The organism is Pontibacter chinhatensis, from assembly GCF_900113285.1.
Taxonomy (GTDB): Bacteria; Bacteroidota; Bacteroidia; order Cytophagales; family Hymenobacteraceae; genus Pontibacter; species Pontibacter chinhatensis.
In genome coordinates this window covers 132,218-151,571 of record NZ_FOOT01000001.1, presented here as the reverse complement: position 1 = coordinate 151,571, position 19,354 = coordinate 132,218, and the positions used below count along the sequence as shown (strand labels likewise).

Below are 19,354 nucleotides of genomic sequence, written 5' to 3'. Positions count from 1 at the left end.
ACAACATATCCCTGATAAAAACTAATCAAATCTTCAAAGCCCCTCCAAAATAAGTATAAGCTTGTATAGGACAGATCTGTACAAATAACAGATTAAAAATCAGTACTTTCGCTAGTATTTATAAAAAAGATATGTATACTTAAATTTTCTGCTTAAATTACGCCTTATTTATAAAAATTTATCCAAATAAGTCAACAACTAAAAGAGTCGCACGTTAAATACCTATATTTACTAACAGAAAAGCCCTATTCGCCATTATATAAGGTTTAGCTGGAATTTCTTTTGACAAACCTGCGTAATAGAAACATATAAAGAAAAACTTTTAGCTATCGCGTATTCACATGCGCTATGCACGCGTTCTCCTATTGCACTACTAGCAAAAACTTTTGCAGGCTATTACTACTGGTAACCATAACAGAGTATTCACTATTGCGTCATGTGGAAGGCGTATGCCCTATCTGCATGCAGCATGAAAAAAGATATAATAAACATCCCTAATCCCTTAAGCTTTTTACTATGTTGCACTTTTCCAAAATCTCCTCTAAAGGCAAGGATTTCAACCTTATTGCGTCTGGAGCGCTGGCCTTTAAAATTCACAACAAAATCCTCAAGGATGACACGTTCACAAAAGGAACCAAAATCAGCCGGAACATGCTGCTCGGCAGTGTGCCCGCCAAGGCCATGACAGCAGACAAGCGCAATGTCTTCTATGTCATCCTGTCGGATGTGGACCGCACCAATGTGGAGGACCTTTGCAAAATGATTGCGCAGGAGCGCAAGAAGGGCAGTTATGCCGTGTGCCAAGTTATCCCGCTCTACTACAACGAGCCTTCGTTCAAGGCGCTGAAAACACTCCGCCAGAATTTTGATGAGGTGATTGAGCTGAACAAGTTCAGCTTTGGAAACGGCAAGGTGCTGATGAGCGCCGAGCAACAACACTGCCTGATAACAGACTACTCGCTCTCCATGGCGCGCATCATGTACCATGTGTGTGTAAAAGACTTCGCTCCTATTGCACAGGAACCAAAGGGCGAGCTGGTATACGTAGCTTAATCTCGCCTGCTAAAGAAAAGTATAGCAGCCTCTGTCGCGCAACTGGCAGAGGCTGCTATACTTTTGTAGCAGTTATACTTATGTAATTTTTGCTAATATTTTTAGCCAAACACTTGATTGATGAGCAGGTAAAACTGTATCTTTAAAGTATAGATACAACGCCATGCCATCTGTTTTCAAGATATACTCTTCCTCTGCCGGCTCGGGCAAAACCTATAACCTGACGAAGGAATACCTGAAGCTGGCCCTGCACACGGCAGACCCGGATTATTACCGCGGCATTCTGGCCATTACCTTCACCAACGACGCGGCCGCTGAGATGAAGGAGCGCATCCTGGGAGCTTTGCGTAATTTCAATGATGCCACGCTTTCGGAGAAGGAGTGGCAGAAAAGTGAAAGCCTGCTGCGCCAGATAACGGAGGAATTGCAGGCAGATTACCCGGAGGAGCAATATGACCTGGAGGAAGTACGCCGCCGCGCGGCCACCCTTTTCCGCCAGATTCTCTACAATTACTCCGACTTCAGCGTCAGCACCATCGACAGTTTCGTGAACAAGATTGTGCAGGCCTTTACCCGCGAGCTGAACATTCCGCAGAACTTTGAGGTGGACCTGGACTCCAACACCCTCCTGAGCACGGCCGTGTCGCTGCTGCTCGACAAGGTGACGGACTCCAAAGACGACCTGCTCTCGCAGACGCTGGAGCAATACGCGCTGGAGAAAGCCCGGGAAGGTAAGAGCTGGACGCTGCTACCCGACGACCTGATGGATTTTGCCCGCAACCTGCTCAACGAGCAAGTATACGAGGCTATCAGCGACTTGCAACAGCTGAGCCTGGAAGACTTTAAGGAAGTGCGCGAGCAGCTATTCCTGGTGCAGCAGCAGGTGGCCGAGACGGTGCAGGAGGCGGCGCAGCAGGCCATGCAACTCTTCGAAAAGGCCGACGTCTCCCCTGCCGACCTCTACCAGGGCAACCGGGGCATCTGGTCCTACTTTAACACTTGGCTCAGATCGGTGGACCTAAACTATGGCAACAACTACGCCCGCCAGACTATAGAAGATGACAAGTGGTATGCCGGCAAGGCCTCTGCTTACGCCAAGGCCCAAATCGAAAGTATAAAGCAGCCGCTTACCGATTTATACTACCACATTGAAAGTATAAAGGCCCAGTATGCCGCCACCTTTACGCTGGTGCAGCAGGTGGTGCCGCATCTCTATAAAGTATCGCTGCTGAACGAGCTGGAGAAGTGCCTGCAGGAAATCAAACTCGACAAGAATACAGTACACATTTCGGAATTTAACAAGCGTATCATCGACATCGTGCTCAAAGAGCCGGTGCCCTTTATTTACGAGCGGCTAGGCGAGAAGTACCGGCATATTCTGATTGATGAGTTTCAGGACACCTCGGTGCTGCAGTGGAACAACCTCTTGCCGCTGGTGGACAATGCCCTGGCCTCGGGTCATTTCAGCATGGTGGTGGGCGATGCCAAACAAGCGATCTACCGCTGGCGTGGCGGCGAGATGGAACAGATTCTGCACCTGTATAAAAACTCCACGCGCCAGCTCTACGAAAACCGCCGCCACGGCCCGCTGATTCGCGAGCGTTACGAGTCGGTGGACCAGGCGCTGCAACCGCAAAACCTGAGCGTGAACTTCCGCAGCCGCTCTGAGATCATCGACTTCAACAACGAGCTCTTCACCTTCATCAGCCAGGGGCATCCGGAGTTCGGCATGTTCACCTCCATCTACGACAAGGACTTTACGCAGCAGGTGCCCACCGGGAGCGACAAGAGCGGCGGCCATATCCAGATCATGTTCACCCACGATGATGACCTGAACTATAAGTATAACCTAAACAACTGTGAGCGCACAGTGGAATTGTATGATGGCTATCAGCACAAAGAGCTGCTGACCTACGATGAAAGCACGCTGAACATGGTGCTGCAGCTGGTGCAGCAGGCCTTGGCGGAAGGCTATACGTTGAAAGACATCGCCATACTTTGCCGTACCAACCAGAAGAGCAAGCTTATTGCCAAGTTCCTCAAGGAGCGCAAGTATGATATCATCTCCCAGGACTCGCTCTCGCTGCAGTTTGCCGAAGTAATCAACCTGATCATTGCCATGTTCCGGGTCTTCAACCGCCCCAACGACTCGCTGGCTAAATCAGAGGCCTTGTACCTGGTCTGCAAAGTATCGCTGGGTGTGATCCCGGATGTAGAGATGACCAAAACCATTGCCGACATAGCCAACGACAAGGAAAACCAATCGTTTTTCGACCAGCTGCGCGTGTTCGGTTTTGAGGTGCAGGAGCGCGAAACAGGCAACCTTTCCATCTATGAGCTGACGGAGAAGCTGATCCGCATTTTTGATTTGCTGGGCAAGAACAACGAAAGCGAGTACCTCTTCCGCTTCCTGGACCTGGTGCTGGAGTATAGTCTCAAGCACAGCAACAACCTCAACAACTTCCTGGCTTACTGGGATGTGCAGAAGGAAAAACTAAGTATAAATACCCCCAAAGACCGCGACGCCGTTACGATTACTAGCATCCACAAGTCCAAAGGCCTGGCCTACCCGATCGTCATCATCCCGTTTGCCGACTGGAGCACGGAGCCGAAGCGCGGTTCGCTGATGTGGAGCGCTTTGCCCGAGGAGGTAAGCGTGACGGGCAAATTGCGCAGCGTGGCAGTTAACATAAGTTCTAAACTGGAGAATACTACCCTAGCCAAGCAGTACAGCACCGAGCTAGAGAAAACCTTTATCGAGAACCTGAACATGCTCTACGTGGCCCTCACCCGCCCTATTGACAGGTTATACCTGATCGGCAATGCCAAGGACCTGCTGGAGGAACGCAAAGCACCCAAGCTGGACGGCCAGGCTAAAAACGTAAGCCATATCCTGTACCGCTACCTGGTGTATAAAGAAATGTGGGCATTCGGCCAGCACTGCTACCAACTGGCGCAAGGCAGGCCGCAAAGTATAAACCATCGTCCCACAGACGAGAAAGCCTACTTCCTGGAGCACCTAACCTCCGCCGACTGGGAGCAGCGCCTGAAGATAAAGCAGCACGCCAACAACGTGTTCGACTTTGAGACGCAGACCGTGCAGCGCCAGCAGAACCGCAAGCTACACTACGCCCTGGCCCGTATCGCCTTTGCCCCGGAACTGGACAAGGTGCTGCGCCAAATGGTCTACGAAGGCATCATCAGCGAGCGCGAAAAACCGGAGCTGAAACAGAAGCTGAAGCAGGTGCTCAACCACCCGAAGCTTGGCCGCTACTTCACCAATCAGGTGGTAGTGGAGCATGAGAAGGAAGTGCTCGACGCCCGCGCCTACCTCTACAAACCCGACCGCATTGTGTTCGACGGCGAGGCCGTGGTGTTGATGGAGTTCAAAACGCCGCCACCCGAGCCGGAGCACAAGTATAAACTCGACCACTACGCCGTACGCTTCCGGCAACTGGGGTATCAGCAGGTGAAATGCGTGCTCTATTACTTCGAAACCGAACAGGTGCTGGAGTGGCAGTACGGCGGCAAGAAGGCAGAGCAGTTGGGGCTGGAGTTGTAGTTGTTGTCCAACCACCCCCTGCCCCTCCTTGTCAAAGGAGGGGAGTTTGATGTTTTGAATGCAAGGATATTGAAGGTAGCAGAGCAGTTGGATGTCTATAAATAACCAAATCTGTATTAGAAGTAACGCAGAAGAAAAAGTAGTAAATGTTCCCCGCCTTAGATAAGGAGGGGTTAGGGGTGGTTGGACCACCGATATTGAAGGCAATAGATTTACCAGAATATGGAACAACGATTAACACTTATCACCTTAGGGGTGCGAAACCTGCAACGCGCCAGGGAATTTTACCAGAACGTATTCGGCTGGCAGCCGATAGAGAAAGACTCAGAAGGCATTGTCTTCTTTCAGTTGAACGGCATGCAGCTGGCCCTTTTTCCGCAGGAATCCCTGGCTGACGATGCAGGCGTGTCTCCGGAAGGCAGCGGCTTTAAAAAGTTCTCGCTGGCTTACAATGTGCGTTCGGAGCAGGAAGTAGATGAGCTAGTAGCAGAGCTGGAGGAGAAAGGTGCTACGGTGTTAAAGCGCCCGGAGAAAGTTTTCTGGGGCGGCTACAGCAGTTACATTTCTGACCCGGATGACAACCTGTGGGAAATAGCCTACAACCCGTTTCTGCTGCCGGATGAGCCAAAGGGACACAGGCATACTTCCATCCATTAGATAAGCCATACTTAACAGGCGCACATGCGGAGGCTTGCGCCAGAAACACGAAGAGCTTTTTAAATACATGTTGTCATCCAGAAAGGATCTTGTGGGCAAGCAGCGAAGGCCTCAGCTCAATCAACCAAGATCCTTTCTGAATGTCAAAAGAGGATATCCCAAATTACCTTATCCTATTCATCCTTATATCCCATGAATCCTAGTCCGACCTTTCTGGAGCTAACGGCCAAATACGTTTACGAGAAGTATAAAGAGCATATCAGCGACCTGTGCATTGTACTGCCGTCGCGTCGTGCGAGCTTTTTCTTTAAAACTGCGCTGGCTCAGGCCTCGCCGGAGCCAATCTGGTCGCCGGAGGTGTATGCAATGGAGGACTTTATCCGCAGCCTCTCCAAAACCGAGGTGCTGGAGCCGATAAACCTGCAACTGGAGCTCTTTGACCTGATGCGCGAGCAGGACCCCAAGCTCGACTTCGACAACTTCGTGACCTGGGCAGGTACCTTATTGGAGGATTTCAGCCGCATCGACCAGAACCTGGTGGATACGAAGAAGCTGTTCGAGTACCTGGGCGAGGCGAAGGCGCTGGAGCGTTGGGACCCGAAGTTTCTGGGCAAAGAGCTCTCTCCTACCCTTAAAAAGTATTTCAGCCTCTGGGATAATATCGAGAAGACATACCACAACCTGCAAAAGCGCCTGCTGGAGAACAAGCAGGCCTATACGGGTATGGCCTTCCGAAAAGTGGCCAAAGACATCGAGCGGATTGCCAAGGAAAGTGAGTGCCACCAATTCATCTTCATCGGCCTCAACAGCCTCACCCGCTCCGAGGAAAAGATTATCCGCACGCTGCTCAAACACGAGAAGGCAGAAGTGCTGTTCGATACCGATGATTTTTACATGGATGAGCAGGGCCTGAGCAACCGCGCCGGAAGTTTCCTGCGCAAGTATAAAAGCACCTGGAATTTGCCGGAATGGCGCTGGCAGCAGAACCTGCTGCTTACTGATGAGAAGGAAATCAACGTGATTGGGGTGGCCAATGCCAGTATGCAGGGCAAGCTGGCCGGGCAACTGCTGCAGGAGATTCGCGAGCAAAACCCGCATGCCCAAACCGCCATCGTGCTGCCCGATGAAACACTGCTGCTGCCGGTGCTGCACTCCATTCCGGAGGATGTGCCGACCTATAACGTGACCATGGGCCTCAGTTTCCGGGGCACACCCCTTTTTAACCTCATTGATTTGCTTTTCGAGGTGCACCTGACGGGCGTCACGCAGCTGCAGAGCTCGGGCTACAAAGTATACCAGTACCACCACCTGAGCGTCACCAAGCTGCTCACCCACCCTTTCATCCGCCGGTATGAGCTATCCCTGAATGATGACCCGGAGCAGGCCCGCTACCACGGTATGATACAGCAGGTGCTGGACAAAATGGTGCAGGAAAACCGGGTGCTTATTACGGCGCAGGAACTCATTGACCTGAGCCAGCATCACCCGCTCTTCGAAACGCTTTTCCGCACCTGGCGCGACTGCGACGACATCATCGTGGCCCTATACGACCTCATCGAGCTGCTGCGCCAGGTATACACGCACGGCCGTAACAGCATCGAGACGGAGTACCTGTACATCTTTTATACTTTGGTCAAGCGCCTGGATACGATATTCGATTGCCGCGAGCATAAGATATCGGTTCGCAGCTTCCGCAAGTTCCTCTACGAGCTGATTGGTCAAACACGCCTGCCTTTTAGCGGCGAGCCCATCTCCGAAGTGCAGATCATGGGTATGCTCGAAACACGCGCTCTCGACTTTGAGAACCTCATTATACTTTCGGTGAATGAGAACGTGCTGCCGGCGCCTAAGCGGCAGGAGAGCCTGATGCCCTATGACGTGCTGCGCGAGTTCGGGCTGCCGACCTATGCCGAAACCGAAGGCGCCATGGCCTACAACTTTTACCGCCTGCTGCAGCGCGCCAAGAAAATCAACCTACTCTACGTGCTGCCCTCCGACACCTACGGTTCGGGCGAAAAGAGCCGGTTTATACTTCAGCTCCAGAACGATTTGGCGCTGCGCAACCCCAAAATCATTTTCCGGGATATGATTGCGGCGGTAGAACAACAGGTAATGCGGCAGTATGAGGAGGACATTGTGGTGCCCAAGTCGCCGGAGACCCTTGCCCAGCTGCGGAAGGAGCTGGAGCAAGGCCTCTACCCTTCGCACCTGAACATGTACATCAACTGCTCGCTGCAGTACTACTTTACCCGCATTGCTAAAATGCAGGAGATGGACGAGGTGGAGGAACAACTTGGCGCCGACCAATTCGGTACCATCGTGCACCAGGTGCTGGAGGATTTCTTCCGGCCTCACGCGCAAAGCGGCTCGCCTATACTTGCTGAACACGTGGAGCTGATGCTGCAGGCGTTGCCGGAGAAGGTAAAAGCGGAGTTCGGAAAGGTAACGCGGGGCGCCAAGCCGGAGCGCGGCATGAACTACCTGCTTTACAAGGTGGCTGTGGAGGTACTGGAAAAATACCTGCAAAAGCTCAAGGAATCCGAAGAGTTGCCGCTGTACGTGCTGCGCCTCGAGGACACGCTGGCGACCATACTTCCGGTGCAGGTAGGCGAAGAAATAGTAAACGTGCGCATCGCCGGCAAAGCCGACCGCATCGATTTGACCGGCCATGAACTGCGCGTGATTGACTATAAAACCGGCAAAGTGGAGCAAAACCAGCTACGCGTAAAGCCAGAGGATGTGGAACTGCATTTCCTCACCGACCCTAAGTATGGCAAAGCGCGTCAGCTGTGGCTCTACGAGTACGTGCTGAAGCGGGTGCTGGAGGAGCAACCGGAAACTATACTTCGCAACGCCGGCCATATCTCACCGCTAAGTATAGCCCCGAAGTCTGGCATTATCTCTTTCCGAAACCTGGAGCCGGGCGTGCTTTCCTCGGAGTTTAACTTTATGGAAGAAGACGGTGCCACGCCGAAGGACTTTGTAGCGGCTTCGGAAGAGCTGCTGGGAGACTTCGTGCGCCGCATGCTGGACCCGGAGGATCCTATCCAGAAAACACGCGACCTGGACGTATGCCAGTGGTGCGCTTATAGGGAAATTTGTGCCAGGTAGGTTAAACTATATCAATTAGAACCTATGAAGATTAACATCTTAACTGTAATTCTAAGCATCTTATGCCTTATTTCCTGCCAACATCAAGCTTCAAAACTGCAGATTTATCCTGAAGCCCCTGCCATATCAGACATAAATGGTATACCGCAAGATTCTGTTACACCATACTTTCCTTATTATATTAATGTGGACAGTAAAAAGGTATTTACAGAAATCGATACATTTCTGAACAGCATGAACTCAGTAGTTATGTTTGCGCTGCAGGAAAAAGTGTTATACAATTACTATTTAGGGCACAATCAGTACCGCTTTACTTGGTTTAGATCTTTCAATCCTCCAGTAACTTTTACAATGCATAGGAAAGGTGATAATGTGTGGCTACACATAAAAATGTTGGAGCGCTATCCTCATTTAGGAAATGAGATGTATACTTATTTTGACTCTGCTTCTAACCAACATGTATTTACTGATTCCGTGCTCAGCAGTACAAAATTTAGAGGAAACATAGTGATGGATGAAACAATAAAGCTTTCTTTACATGATTGGGATACCTTCGAAAACCTGCTGCAAGAAACTGGCTACTGGAGTATGGCACCATCTGAGGATAGCTTTGGAATGGATGGTTCCCGATGGATAGTAGAGGCACATTTAAAAGACAGGTATTGGTTTGTAGACCGTTGGAGTCCTGACAATAACTTCAGTAGAATTGGACGCTATCTTGTTTACCGATCTGGAATAAAAGTTGATTTCTACTAAAATAACAATCTCGTATTCTGAAACATACTTTTATCAGGGGCATAGCTTACCTCTATAGACTGCAAAAAATGGTGCCTTTCAAATACAATAACTACTGGTATTCACAGAGAATCTTTATGTCACCAATTTTCTGAAGCCTAACCTAACGCCAAAGTATAAGTATTAACTCCTGTGAAAAGGGTTTTAGAAATACTTGGCAAACTTGGGCTGACGCTGCAGATCGTAAAAACGGCCTTTGCCGCGGCACTTTCCTGGTTTATAGCCTCCAGCCTGCTGCACTCCGAGTACCCTTACTTTGCGGCGGTAGCGGCCATTATCACGGTTCAGGTTACCGTGGCCGATTCGGTTAACAAGGCGACGCAGCGTATCATCGGTATTATTGGCGGCGTGCTCTTGAGCATGCTCCTGGGGCATTGGTTTCAGGTCAGCGCCATTTCCATTTTCTTGATCATCCTTATAGGGATGGGGATTGCCAAAGCCTTCCGGATGAACCCGCAGATTATTTCGCAGGTGGCGATTAGCTCGCTTTTGGTGCTGGCGTTTGGTGAGGCAAAGTCCGGGTATGCCTACGAGCGAATCATTGAAACCATACTGGGCTCTGCTATAGCTGTCCTCATCAATGCCCTGATTATTCCGCAGGATGCCCTCCCGGATGTGGAGAAAAGTATGATGACATACAGCAAGCAGGCTGCTGCCACTCTGAGAGGACTCACTGCCCTGCTGGTAGACACGAATGGCCGCAGGAAAACAGGCCGCTCCGAAGTGGAAGCGCTCACCAAAATGGCAATGGAGAGCCGCAAATCGCTGGAACTGGCCGAGCAAAGCCTGAAGTATAACCCCCTGCTCACCCACAAACGCGAAAAGCTAAGCCGCCTGGCGACTGACATCCGGCTGCTCCACAGCATCATGATTCAAATCCGGGGTATCCGCAGAAGCCTGGCCGACCTGCAGCTGAACACGTCTTTCCTAACCGATTACACCGGGCGAGAACAGCTGATACAAAGCCTGCAGGCCACGGCCGACTGCATCGACGCGTTCGGCGAGACAATTATTAATCCTTCGGAGAGGAAAACGGACAGATTAAACGAGGCCATCCAATTAGCAAGGCAGGAACAAGCCCGCAGCCTGGAAACGCTCACCAACATTACTTCGCTGCCTGTACTGCAGGACATGGGCAGCATCCTCACCGACCTGCGCCGCATTGTATCGGAAACAGAACGACCGGCAGCAGAGCAAGAAGAACTACTCGAACCTACTCCGACCCAAAAGGAAGTAAGCTAAGCCCCGGGCCATAGCCATACTTATGACGCGGGGCTTAATATAAAAACACACGGGTTACACGTTTACATTTGCCATCTGCGCGTCGTGGTACCTGCCACCGGAGGCTGCCCCTTTCGGGGCGATAGCATCAATCTGCTGCAGCTCCTCCTGCGTGAGCGATACGTCCAGTGCCTTTACATTTTCTTCAAGGTATTTTCTTCGCTTGGTGCCTGGTATCGGCACCAGGTCCTCCCCTTGCGCCAGCAGCCAGGCCAGCGCCAACTGCGACGGGGTGCAGCCTTTGTACTCTGCCAGCTCCTCTATCTTCTTCACCAGGTCCAGATTCTTCTGGAAGTTCTCGCCCTGGAAACGCGGCGACTGGCGCCGGTAATCGTCTTCGGCCAGGTCTTCAAACTGCTTAATCTGCCCCGTCAGAAAACCCCTTCCCAAGGGACTGTAGGGCACAAAGCCAATGCCCAGTTCGCGGCAGGCGGGCAGTATTTCGTCCTCCACATCGCGGCTCCAGAGCGAGTATTCTGTTTGCAGGGCCGTGATCGGGTGTACTTTATGCGCGCGCCTGATTGTTTCTACTCCGGCTTCGGAGAGCCCCAGGTAGCGCACCTTGCCTTCTTTTACCAGTTCAGCCATTGCGCCCACCGTGTCTTCGATGGGCGTATTTTTATCTACCCGGTGCTGATAGTATAAATCAATATAGTCTACGCCTAAGCGCTTGAGGCTGGCTTCGCAGGCCTGCTTCACATACTCCGGCTTTCCGTTGATGCCCTTAAAACTGCCGTCTTTGCCGCGCACATTGCCGAATTTCGTGGCAATAATCACCTGGTCGCGCCTGTCGGCAATGGCTTTGCCCACCAGTTCTTCGTTGGCACCCACCCCATACATATCGGCAGTGTCCAGAAAATTTACGCCTAGTTCCAGCGCCAGGTGAATGGTGGCAATGGATTCGGTGTCATCGCGGTTCGAGTAAAAGTCAGACATGCCCATGCAGCCCAGCCCCAGCGCCGAAACTTCCAGTCCTTGTTTTCCTAGCTTTCTTTTTTTCATTCGTAGTTTAGTATCTTGTGGGTGAAACTTAGTTTTCCTTTAAAAGAACAGCTATAGTTTACGCGGATGCCTTAGTGGCGTCTGAAGGAACACATGCCTTTGGCTTGCTTCTGCCGGGGCTTCGCTAAAATTGAACCAGAAACCATATGAATCAATCGATAAACGTTGGCCTGCTGGGCTTTGGAATGGCCGGAAGAACTTTTCACGCGCCATTTATTTCGAACGTGCCGGGCCTCCACCTGAAAAAGATAAAAGCCAACCGCGAAGAAAGTATAGCCCTGGCCCGCACCCGTTTCCCGGAGGCTGAGGTCGTTCCAAGCGAGGAGGATATCTTCAGCGATGCAAGTATAGACCTGGTGGTGATTGCCACGGCCAATCCCACGCATTATCCCCTGGCCAAAGCCGCGCTGCAGGCCGGCAAGCACGTGCTGGTCGACAAGCCTTTTACCATCACCAGCGCCGAAGCCGAAGAATTAATTGCGCTGGCAAAGGAAAAGCAGAAAGTACTGACCGTGTACCAGAACCGCCGTTGGGACTCCGACTTTAAAACGGTGCAGAAAGTGGTGCAGGCCGGGCTACTGGGCAGGCTGGTGGAGTATGAAGCGCACTTCGACCGCTACCGCCACGAGCTTAAGCCCAACTCCTGGAAAGAGGAGCCATTGCCCGGGGCCGGCATCCTGTACGACCTCGGCGCCCACCTCATCGACCAGGCTTTATACTTGTTCGGAGAGCCGCTGGAAGTATACGCCGACGTGCAGGTGCAGCGTGAGCACTCGCAGGTGCCGGATTATTTTGAGGTGGCGCTCTACTTTGAAGGTATGAAAGCGATTCTGAAAGCTGGTATGTTGGTGCGTGAACAGGGGCCGCATTTTATACTTCATGGCACCGAAGGCTCCTTTGTAAAGTATGGTATGGATGTGCAGGAAGAAAACCTGAAAGCCAGCCGCTTTCCCGCCAATACCCCAGACTGGGGCGTGGAACCGGAAAACCTATGGGGCACGCTGCACACCACCGTACAGGGCCTTCACTACAAAGGCAGACTCACCAGCGAGCCCGGCGACTATACCGGCCTTTACCAGAATATATACAAAGCCATCCTGGGCCAGGAGGAGTTGGTAGTAAAGCCCGAGCAGGCACGCAACACCATCCGCATCATTGAGCTGGCCATGCAGAGCAGCGCGGAGAAGCGCAGGGTGAAGTATAGCTAGGTAAGATTGCGAAGCAGCTGCTGACAACTACCTGACTTTGTTTAGATTATACTTAAAACATCTTTTGTTAAATGCTCCAATATTTACAAGCTATGCATAAGCTCAATTTATGAAGTATTATCTGGGAGCATATTATTTTATCAAACTGTATAAGGCAGACTACGGCTCCTTAAAGGACACCAGCATTTACACATGTAGTACGTGCATAAATGACTTCTATTTCGACAGCTGGTCAATAACGTGGAGCGTTGTCAATAGTAGCGATAGTCTAAAGGAAGCCAAAAAGGAGTTTAACCTGACCGACACTCAAATCACAGATATTCAAACTTGGGCTGAAAGGAAGTTTGATGAAAAGAAAATAGGTTGGCTAAACACCTTCTCCGATTACGAAGTACTAAGGGAATACAAAAACAAATTTTTCAGCAACGTTCAAGACTATCTGGTTCTTAGCATCAACTTTCCAGAAACAGAAAAGAATGACTTGTTAGAAGAATTTAAGATTGAAGAGAAAGGTATAGGAGCAATCGGGCTTTGGGAGAATCTAAACAGAAATGCTCCCGAAGTAACTGATGAATCAGAAGTTGAGATTGGATACGACCTTATTGGGATAGAACTAAGTGGAGACTTCCATACCTTTTATTGCCATGACCTTGCAGATGAATTGATTCAAAAATTCAACATTGAAATCAACCAGTATGGATTAATTGCTAGCGAAGATAATTGGGAGCAGTTGGTTGAGTATATGAATGACGAAGAAAACGGCTTTGAGCCTGTTCCATGGTTCTTTGTCAAAGTGAAAATGATTGACGAAAGGAAAAAGCATATGCATAATAAGGCCTAAAAAACTCAGCTGCACTCGGAACAGCAGTTTTTTTTAGGCAAGAAGCCATTCGCAAATAAGTATACATCTATACTTTCCCTCAATTCAAAAAACTCAACTGAAATGCCTTAGGCGTCAGGCCGACTTCCTTTTTAAAGGCCCGGATAAAGTAATTGAGATTCTGGAAACCGGCCATGTAGCAGGCCTGGGTCACGGAGTTTAGCGGGTTCTGCAGGTACGTTTTGGCCAGCCGGATGCGCTCTTTCAGGATATAGTCGGCAGGCGTAAAGCCTAGCTCCTCTTTGAATTTCCGGAAAAAGTTGGCGCGGCTCATGCAGGCTTTCTCGCTCAGTTTGTCAGCATCAATCTTGGAGGTGATGTTCTCCTTTATATACTGAATAATGTAGCCGAAGCGGTTGCTGCTGGCCAGCCGTTTGTAGTTCTGCTCAAAAAATGCCCGCGCCTGCGTCTGCATCAATCTCACCAGTAATTCCTGCAGGGCAAGGTTCACTAAAATATCTTTTTCGCGACTTTGCTCGTGCAGCCCTAGGCGGATAAGGCGGTTAATGATGTCGGCCAGCTCCAGGTTGTTGGCCAGGTGCAAGTGCTCCTGGCTGATGTGCCACTCCTCCCCCGCCTCTGCCTTGGTATGCCGCTCATTCAACAGTCCGATGGTATCATTAATTTGCTCAGCAGAGATAGCCAGGGCCAGGCACTGTGTCGGCGTTTCCCTATCGGCCTCCGGAAAATCAATCTTCATCACTTCGCTCGGCGGCAAAATTACCGATTCGCCGGGCAGGTAGTCAAACCCTGGGCGGTCCGAGAGGTGCATGATTTTTTTGCCGCGCAGCATGCTGGTCAGCACCCAATCATCAAACTGCAGCTGCACATTCTTAGCTTGCTGGTGCGTCTCAAACACGTTCAGCTCACAGGAATCCATACTATACACCGACCTGTTTTCAACCAAGGTAAACAGGGAGCGCTCCTCGCGCAGGGCCACTGGCTGCAGGTTATACTTGATGGGCATAAGCAAAATCTAAAAATTTATACTTAACATGATACGATAAGAAGATAGAATGAGACGATAAGTTGAGAAAGAAATAAGGGAAAAGCTGACCTTGGGGTATCGTTCTTTAACCAAAAAAACTATAACCTATGGATTCAGTAGCAATGCCACAGGAACAGTCTGCCGTACTGGAGCGGCCGCAGTTCAAAGAAAAGTATGAGCATTTTATTGGCGGCGAATGGGTGGCCCCGGCCAACGGCGAGTACTTCAACAACATCTCCCCTATCGACGGCAAGCCCTTTACCAAAGCCGCCCGCGGCACCAAAGAAGATATCGACCGTGCCCTGGATGCCGCGCACCGCGCCTTCCCTTCCTGGTCCAGAACCTCGGCGGGTACCCGCAGCAAAATCCTGCTCGACATTGCCGACCGCATGGAGCGCAACCTGGAAATGCTGGCCCGTGTGGAAACCGTGGACAACGGCAAGGCCATCCGTGAGACCCGCGCTGCCGATATTCCGCTGGCCATCGACCATTTCCGCTATTTTGCCGGTGTGATTCGTGCCGATGAAAGCACCATGTCCGAGCTGGACGAGCACACCGTAAGTATAAACCTGCAGGAACCCATCGGAGTGGTTGGGCAGATTATTCCCTGGAACTTCCCGCTGCTGATGGCCACCTGGAAGATGGCCCCCGCCCTGGCCGCCGGCTGCTGCGTGGTGCTGAAGCCTGCCGAGCAGACACCGACCAGCATTATGGTGCTGATGGAGCTAATCCAGGACATCCTGCCCCCGGGCGTGCTGAACGTGGTTACCGGCTTCGGACCAGAGGCGGGTAAGCCGCTGGCCTCCTCGCCGCGCGTAGCCAAAGTGGCCTTTACCGGCGAAACCACCACGGGTCGCCTGATCATGCAATACGCCTCCGAAAACCTGGTCCCGGTAACGATGGAGCTAGGCGGCAAGTCTCCGAACATTTTCATGCCCAGCATTGCCCAGGCCGACGATGAATTCTTCGATAAATGCGTGGAAGGCGCCGTGATGTTTGCCCTCAACCAGGGCGAGATCTGCACCTGCCCTTCCCGTCTGATAATCCATGAGAGCATCTTCGACCGCTTTATGGAGCGCGTGGTAGAGCGTACGAAGGCCATCAAGGTGGGTAACCCGCTTTCCGAAGACACCACCATGGGCGCCCAGGCCTCCAACGACCAATTCGAGAAGATCCTCTCCTACATGGACATCGGCAAGCAGGAAGGTGCGGAGGTGCTGGTAGGCGGTGGCGTGGCCAGGCTCAACAACGGCCTGGAGAACGGTTACTACATCGAGCCGACCATCTTTAAGGGCCATAACAAAATGCGCGTGTTCCAGGAAGAAATTTTTGGACCGGTGGTATCGGCCACTACGTTCAAGACCGCGGAAGAGGCTATTTCGATAGCCAACGACACGCTCTACGGGCTAGGTGCCGGCCTCTGGACCCGCGATGCGCATGAGATTTACCAGGTGCCGCGCGCCATACAGGCAGGCCGTGTGTGGGTAAACTGCTACCATGCTTATCCGGCGCATGCACCGTTTGGGGGCTACAAGAAGTCGGGTTTTGGCCGCGAGACACACAAGATGATGCTCAACCACTACCGCCAGACCAAGAACATGCTTATTTCTTACAACAAGAACAAGCTGGGCTTCTTTTAATGGATAGAGAGTATAGCCCTGCCGGTTCCAAGCTGGTGGGGCTATACTTTTTTAAAGCAGAAAGTATGGAAAAAGTGGAGCGTGTGAAAGTGACCGAGGCTGCCGAGGCGGTGATAGATCAGCTGCGTGAAAAGTATGGCCCGCTGATGTTTCACCAGAGCGGAGGCTGCTGCGACGGCTCGCAGCCCATGTGCTTTGAGGAAGGCGAATTTAAGGTGGGTGAGAGCGACGTGCTACTCGGCGAGGTGCACGGCTGCAAGTTCTACATCGCCCGGGATCAGTATGAATATTGGAAACACACGCAGCTCACGCTGGATGTGATTCCCGGCCGCGGCTCGAGTTTCTCGCTGGAGATTCCGCTGGGCGTGCGTTTTCACATTCGCTCCCGGATCTTCACGCCCGAGGAAATGGAGCAGTTGCAGCAGTTATAGTATAGATGGATGGGGAAAATAAAGGCCTGTGCCGCAGTAAGCAGCACAGGCCTTTATACTTTGTACTTTATACTTTACAGTTAAGCTTGCGCCACATACTCTATCTTAGGTTGATCATTGTGGTACTTCAGGGCGTAATCCTCATCCTCGCCGCGGGCCATGCCCACTAAGTAAAGGGCCAGCGCCGTGGCAATGGCGATAATGATGGCTGGCAGGAAACCATCCACCTTAAAATTGCCGACCAGTTTATCAACGAGCTTGATCATAAGCGCCGTCACGATGATGCTCACGATGGCCTCAATCAGGAAGAAGGACACCAGGTTGAGGATGCCTCCCAGTATCCAGCCAATGGTAGCATTGAAAAGACCAATCAGGAAAGCCACCCATAGGGCTGTACCGAAGCTTTTTACATGCACGCTGGGTAGAAGGTACGACAGCAGCAATATCACGCCGGCGCTCACGAGTAAATCAATTATAAATCCCATAGTTTTATGATATAGTGGACAATAAATTCTGACTTAACTACGTGCATCAGGCAAAATAGGTATAGCGGATACCCTATTCTACATACTCCGGCTTCAGCTTGTCGCGGAAGTTGTCTTCAAACTTGGTTACCTTCGGCATAGCCACCGAAACTACATAGGGGTCGTCGGGGTTGCGGCGGTAATAATCCTGGTGGTATGACTCGGCTGGCCAGAATTTCTGGAAAGGCTGTACCTTCGTTACGATAGGGTTTTTATAAGCACCTGCCTCCTCCAGCTGCCGGATGTACGCCATTGCCTGTTTCTGCTCTTCCGGCGTTTTATAAAAGACAATGGAGCGGTATTGCTTGCCTACGTCCGGGCCCTGACGGTTGAGGGTGGTAGGGTCGTGGGTGGCAAAGAACACCTCCAGTAGCTCTTGGTAGGTTATCTTGCGCGGGTTATAGAACACTTCTACTGCCTCCGCGTGGTCGGTGAGGCCGGAGCTAACCTGTTCGTATGTCGGCTTTTTCTGCTTGCCACCGGAATAACCGGATATAACCGCTGTCACGCCCTGCAAACGCTCAAAATAGGCCTCAGTGCACCAGAAACAACCGCCGGCAAATACAGCGCTCGGCAAGCCAACGGTGTCTGCTTCCTGTTCTGCGGGCGCTTCGCTGCCGGTCATCATCAGGCGTTCAGAGGCGCTGTATTCAGAGCAGGAGGCCAGGCCGAAAAGCCAGACCACGTAAAAGAGTATACTTCTGGTAATCATAGAGGGAACTTATACTTTATAGTACGCTTTCAAGGCGGGTCGGTTTTTAGGAATGCCCCGCGGAAGTATGGCAGCTTTACCTTATTTTTATACCTTAACCAACGCAACAGGCACTTGTTTATACTTTACAACAACCAGCAGCTGCCCGAAAGCGAGCTGCGCCTGCCGCTCCACGACCGGGCTTTTCAGTATAACGACGGTTTTTTTGAGACTGCCATCCTGCAGGACGGGCGTATCCGCTTGTGGCACAGCCACCTGGAGCGCATCTGGGAGGCCGCTCAGGCGCTGCAATTGGAACTTCCCTCCTGTTTTTATTCCGGGGAATTGGAAGCGAAATTACTAGAGCTCGTACGGCAGCAAGGAGCAGCAAATTACGGCAGGCTCAAGCTGAAAGTATGGCGTGCGGGTGCCGGGCTTTATACCCCGCAAACCAGCCAGGTAAATTGGCTGGCCACCGCTGCTCCTACCTCTCCTGCGGCAGACAAGCCGCTTCGCCTGGGCATCTGCCAACATGTGCGTACCTCCTATACTTCGCTCTCCCATTTTAAAGGTCCTAACGCGCCGCTCTATGTGATGGCCGGACTCGAAAAACAAGAGCATGACGACATGCTGCTCCTCAGTCCGCAGGGCAAGGTGGCCGAGTTGATTTCCTCCAATATTTTCTGGTTGAAAGAGGGTGTGCTCTATACTCCTGAACTGTCTACTGGCTGCGTGAACGGTATTTTGCGCCGCAACATTCTGGCTTGGTGCAGTGGCAGAAGTATAGCCGTGCAGCAAGTGCAGCACAATCCGGAGGAGTTATACTTAGCCGATGCTATTTTTGCTGCCAACGTCACCGGCATCAGGGCCGTGGCAAGTATAAATGGCCGGGATCTACCCCAGCAGGCACACTTTATGGAAGAACTGCGAAACGGTTTACAAATCTGATTGCTGAAACGGATAGCTGCCGAGCCATTGCCAGGGGCCGCCCTGGTAGGCCCATAGCTGCAGCCCCACACCGGTGGCGGTAAAAGGCGCAAAAGTGGCGCTCAGGTGTTGATGCAGCTCCTTTGCCTGGGCTGGCGTTACCTTGTTCTGCACCGTAACGTGCGGCCACAGCTTTTGCCTGTCCTGCGGCGTGAGCCAGGGCTGCCATTTCAGCTGCAAATGCCGGTGCAGCCGTTGCAAGACTTCGCTCTCCAGCTTGTAGGCCACTCCCCTCCCGATTAGCCGCACCTCCGCCACTTGTAAAAGTATAGATTCCTGTTTCTGGCATAACGCTGTTATCTCCTGCTCGATTTCCTCCCGGTGCTGCGGCGGCAGGTGGTGGAACAGGGTCAGGTGCGCCTCCAGGAAATTTCGCTCTTTGGGAAAGTATAATCGCCGCTGCTTGTTAAAGAAAAGGCTGCTTTCCGCATCCAGCTGCAGGGTAAGTATAAGGGGCTCGCTTAGATTTTCGCCCCTTTCTTTTGCGCTATAACTAACATTGCTGCCCATCTTGAAGTATATTTGTAGCGACAAACATCTAATA

Annotated in this window: 16 protein-coding genes; 11 read left to right on the top strand and 5 right to left on the bottom strand. The window is 51.5% G+C overall.

Annotated features, from left to right (window positions below; genetic code table 11):
- The first annotated feature begins 516 nt into the window (after positions 1–516).
- The 6 genes from BM040_RS00630 to BM040_RS00605 all read left to right on the top strand — a co-directional run bounded on the left by BM040_RS00630 (position 517) and on the right by BM040_RS00605 (position 10,420).
- Positions 517–1,053, top strand: coding sequence for a hypothetical protein (locus BM040_RS00630; protein WP_092098010.1), 537 nt, complete (start codon positions 517–519; stop codon positions 1,051–1,053).
- A gap of 163 nt (positions 1,054–1,216) precedes the next feature.
- Positions 1,217–4,615: a UvrD-helicase domain-containing protein gene (locus BM040_RS00625; protein ID WP_092098008.1), complete on the top strand. Its 3,399-nt coding sequence runs from the start codon at positions 1,217–1,219 to the stop codon at positions 4,613–4,615.
- A gap of 222 nt (positions 4,616–4,837) precedes the next feature.
- Positions 4,838–5,272, top strand: coding sequence for a VOC family protein (locus BM040_RS00620; protein ID WP_092098006.1), 435 nt, complete (start codon positions 4,838–4,840; stop codon positions 5,270–5,272).
- A gap of 192 nt (positions 5,273–5,464) precedes the next feature.
- On the top strand, positions 5,465–8,383 hold the full coding sequence (locus BM040_RS00615) for a PD-(D/E)XK nuclease family protein (RefSeq protein ID WP_092098004.1): 2,919 nt from the start codon (positions 5,465–5,467) through the stop codon (positions 8,381–8,383).
- A 24-nt stretch (positions 8,384–8,407) separates the two neighbouring features.
- On the top strand, positions 8,408–9,139 hold the full coding sequence (locus tag BM040_RS00610; RefSeq protein ID WP_092098002.1) for a hypothetical protein: 732 nt from the start codon (positions 8,408–8,410) through the stop codon (positions 9,137–9,139).
- A gap of 171 nt (positions 9,140–9,310) precedes the next feature.
- Positions 9,311–10,420 carry an FUSC family protein gene (locus BM040_RS00605; protein WP_092098000.1) on the top strand — a complete coding sequence of 370 codons (1,110 nt, stop codon included), beginning with the start codon at positions 9,311–9,313 and terminating at the stop codon, positions 10,418–10,420.
- A 54-nt stretch (positions 10,421–10,474) separates the two neighbouring features.
- Here the strand turns inward: BM040_RS00605 and BM040_RS00600 are convergent, their stop codons facing one another.
- Entirely contained in the window at positions 10,475–11,461 is a 987-nt protein-coding gene (locus BM040_RS00600) for an aldo/keto reductase (RefSeq protein WP_092097999.1), read from the bottom strand.
- Between the two features lie 146 nt (positions 11,462–11,607).
- Here BM040_RS00600 and BM040_RS00595 point away from each other — a divergent pair, with 146 nt between their 5' ends.
- Positions 11,608–12,669, top strand: a complete 1,062-nt coding sequence (locus tag BM040_RS00595; RefSeq protein WP_092097997.1) for an oxidoreductase — start codon at positions 11,608–11,610, stop codon at positions 12,667–12,669.
- Positions 12,670–12,778: 109 nt separating this feature from the next.
- On the top strand, positions 12,779–13,510 hold the full coding sequence (locus BM040_RS00590; RefSeq protein ID WP_092097996.1) for a hypothetical protein: 732 nt from the start codon (positions 12,779–12,781) through the stop codon (positions 13,508–13,510).
- 79 nt (positions 13,511–13,589) lie between these two features.
- On the opposite strand, the gene BM040_RS00585 is transcribed toward BM040_RS00590, so the two are convergent.
- The gene (locus BM040_RS00585; protein WP_092097994.1) at positions 13,590–14,516 is read right to left on the bottom strand and encodes an AraC family transcriptional regulator; all 927 of its coding nucleotides are present in this window, start codon (positions 14,514–14,516) and stop codon (positions 13,590–13,592) included.
- Positions 14,517–14,644: 128 nt separating this feature from the next.
- Between BM040_RS00585 and BM040_RS00580 the strand changes: the two genes are divergently transcribed.
- Positions 14,645–16,177, top strand: coding sequence for an aldehyde dehydrogenase family protein (locus BM040_RS00580; protein ID WP_175490938.1), 1,533 nt, complete (start codon positions 14,645–14,647; stop codon positions 16,175–16,177).
- A gap of 65 nt (positions 16,178–16,242) precedes the next feature.
- Positions 16,243–16,608, top strand: coding sequence for a DUF779 domain-containing protein (locus BM040_RS00575; protein ID WP_175490975.1), 366 nt, complete (start codon positions 16,243–16,245; stop codon positions 16,606–16,608).
- Positions 16,609–16,688: 80 nt separating this feature from the next.
- On the opposite strand, the gene BM040_RS00570 is transcribed toward BM040_RS00575, so the two are convergent.
- Together BM040_RS00570 and msrA are read right to left on the bottom strand one after the other, a co-directional pair.
- Entirely contained in the window at positions 16,689–17,093 is a 405-nt protein-coding gene (locus BM040_RS00570) for a phage holin family protein (protein ID WP_092097990.1), read from the bottom strand.
- A gap of 73 nt (positions 17,094–17,166) precedes the next feature.
- Entirely contained in the window at positions 17,167–17,844 is a 678-nt protein-coding gene (gene msrA, locus BM040_RS00565) for a peptide-methionine (S)-S-oxide reductase MsrA (RefSeq protein WP_092097989.1), read from the bottom strand.
- A 114-nt stretch (positions 17,845–17,958) separates the two neighbouring features.
- Here msrA and BM040_RS00560 point away from each other — a divergent pair, with 114 nt between their 5' ends.
- On the top strand, positions 17,959–18,771 hold the full coding sequence (locus BM040_RS00560) for an aminotransferase class IV (RefSeq protein WP_175490937.1): 813 nt from the start codon (positions 17,959–17,961) through the stop codon (positions 18,769–18,771).
- Here the strand turns inward: BM040_RS00560 and BM040_RS00555 are convergent.
- Positions 18,760–19,344: a 2'-5' RNA ligase family protein gene (locus tag BM040_RS00555; RefSeq protein ID WP_217646677.1), complete on the bottom strand. Its 585-nt coding sequence runs from the start codon at positions 19,342–19,344 to the stop codon at positions 18,760–18,762. The genes BM040_RS00560 and BM040_RS00555 overlap by 12 nt on opposite strands.
- Positions 19,345–19,354: the final 10 nt, after the last annotated feature.

What these genes read in the sequence shown, in the direction of transcription:
- BM040_RS00630 (WP_092098010.1), top strand. Translation starts at nt 517, where the DNA reads ATGTTGCACTTTTCCAAAATCTCCTCTAAAGGCAAGGATTTCAACCTT.
- BM040_RS00625 (WP_092098008.1), top strand. Translation starts at nt 1,217, where the DNA reads ATGCCATCTGTTTTCAAGATATACTCTTCCTCTGCCGGCTCGGGCAAA.
- BM040_RS00620 (WP_092098006.1), top strand. Translation starts at nt 4,838, where the DNA reads ATGGAACAACGATTAACACTTATCACCTTAGGGGTGCGAAACCTGCAA.
- BM040_RS00615 (WP_092098004.1), top strand. Translation starts at nt 5,465, where the DNA reads ATGAATCCTAGTCCGACCTTTCTGGAGCTAACGGCCAAATACGTTTAC.
- BM040_RS00610 (WP_092098002.1), top strand. Translation starts at nt 8,408, where the DNA reads ATGAAGATTAACATCTTAACTGTAATTCTAAGCATCTTATGCCTTATT.
- BM040_RS00600 (WP_092097999.1), bottom strand. Translation starts at nt 11,461, where the DNA reads ATGAAAAAAAGAAAGCTAGGAAAACAAGGACTGGAAGTTTCGGCGCTG.
- BM040_RS00595 (WP_092097997.1), top strand. Translation starts at nt 11,608, where the DNA reads ATGAATCAATCGATAAACGTTGGCCTGCTGGGCTTTGGAATGGCCGGA.
- BM040_RS00590 (WP_092097996.1), top strand. Translation starts at nt 12,779, where the DNA reads ATGAAGTATTATCTGGGAGCATATTATTTTATCAAACTGTATAAGGCA.
- BM040_RS00585 (WP_092097994.1), bottom strand. Translation starts at nt 14,516, where the DNA reads ATGCCCATCAAGTATAACCTGCAGCCAGTGGCCCTGCGCGAGGAGCGC.
- BM040_RS00580 (WP_175490938.1), top strand. Translation starts at nt 14,645, where the DNA reads ATGGATTCAGTAGCAATGCCACAGGAACAGTCTGCCGTACTGGAGCGG.
- BM040_RS00575 (WP_175490975.1), top strand. Translation starts at nt 16,243, where the DNA reads ATGGAAAAAGTGGAGCGTGTGAAAGTGACCGAGGCTGCCGAGGCGGTG.
- BM040_RS00570 (WP_092097990.1), bottom strand. Translation starts at nt 17,093, where the DNA reads ATGGGATTTATAATTGATTTACTCGTGAGCGCCGGCGTGATATTGCTG.
- msrA (WP_092097989.1), bottom strand. Translation starts at nt 17,844, where the DNA reads ATGATTACCAGAAGTATACTCTTTTACGTGGTCTGGCTTTTCGGCCTG.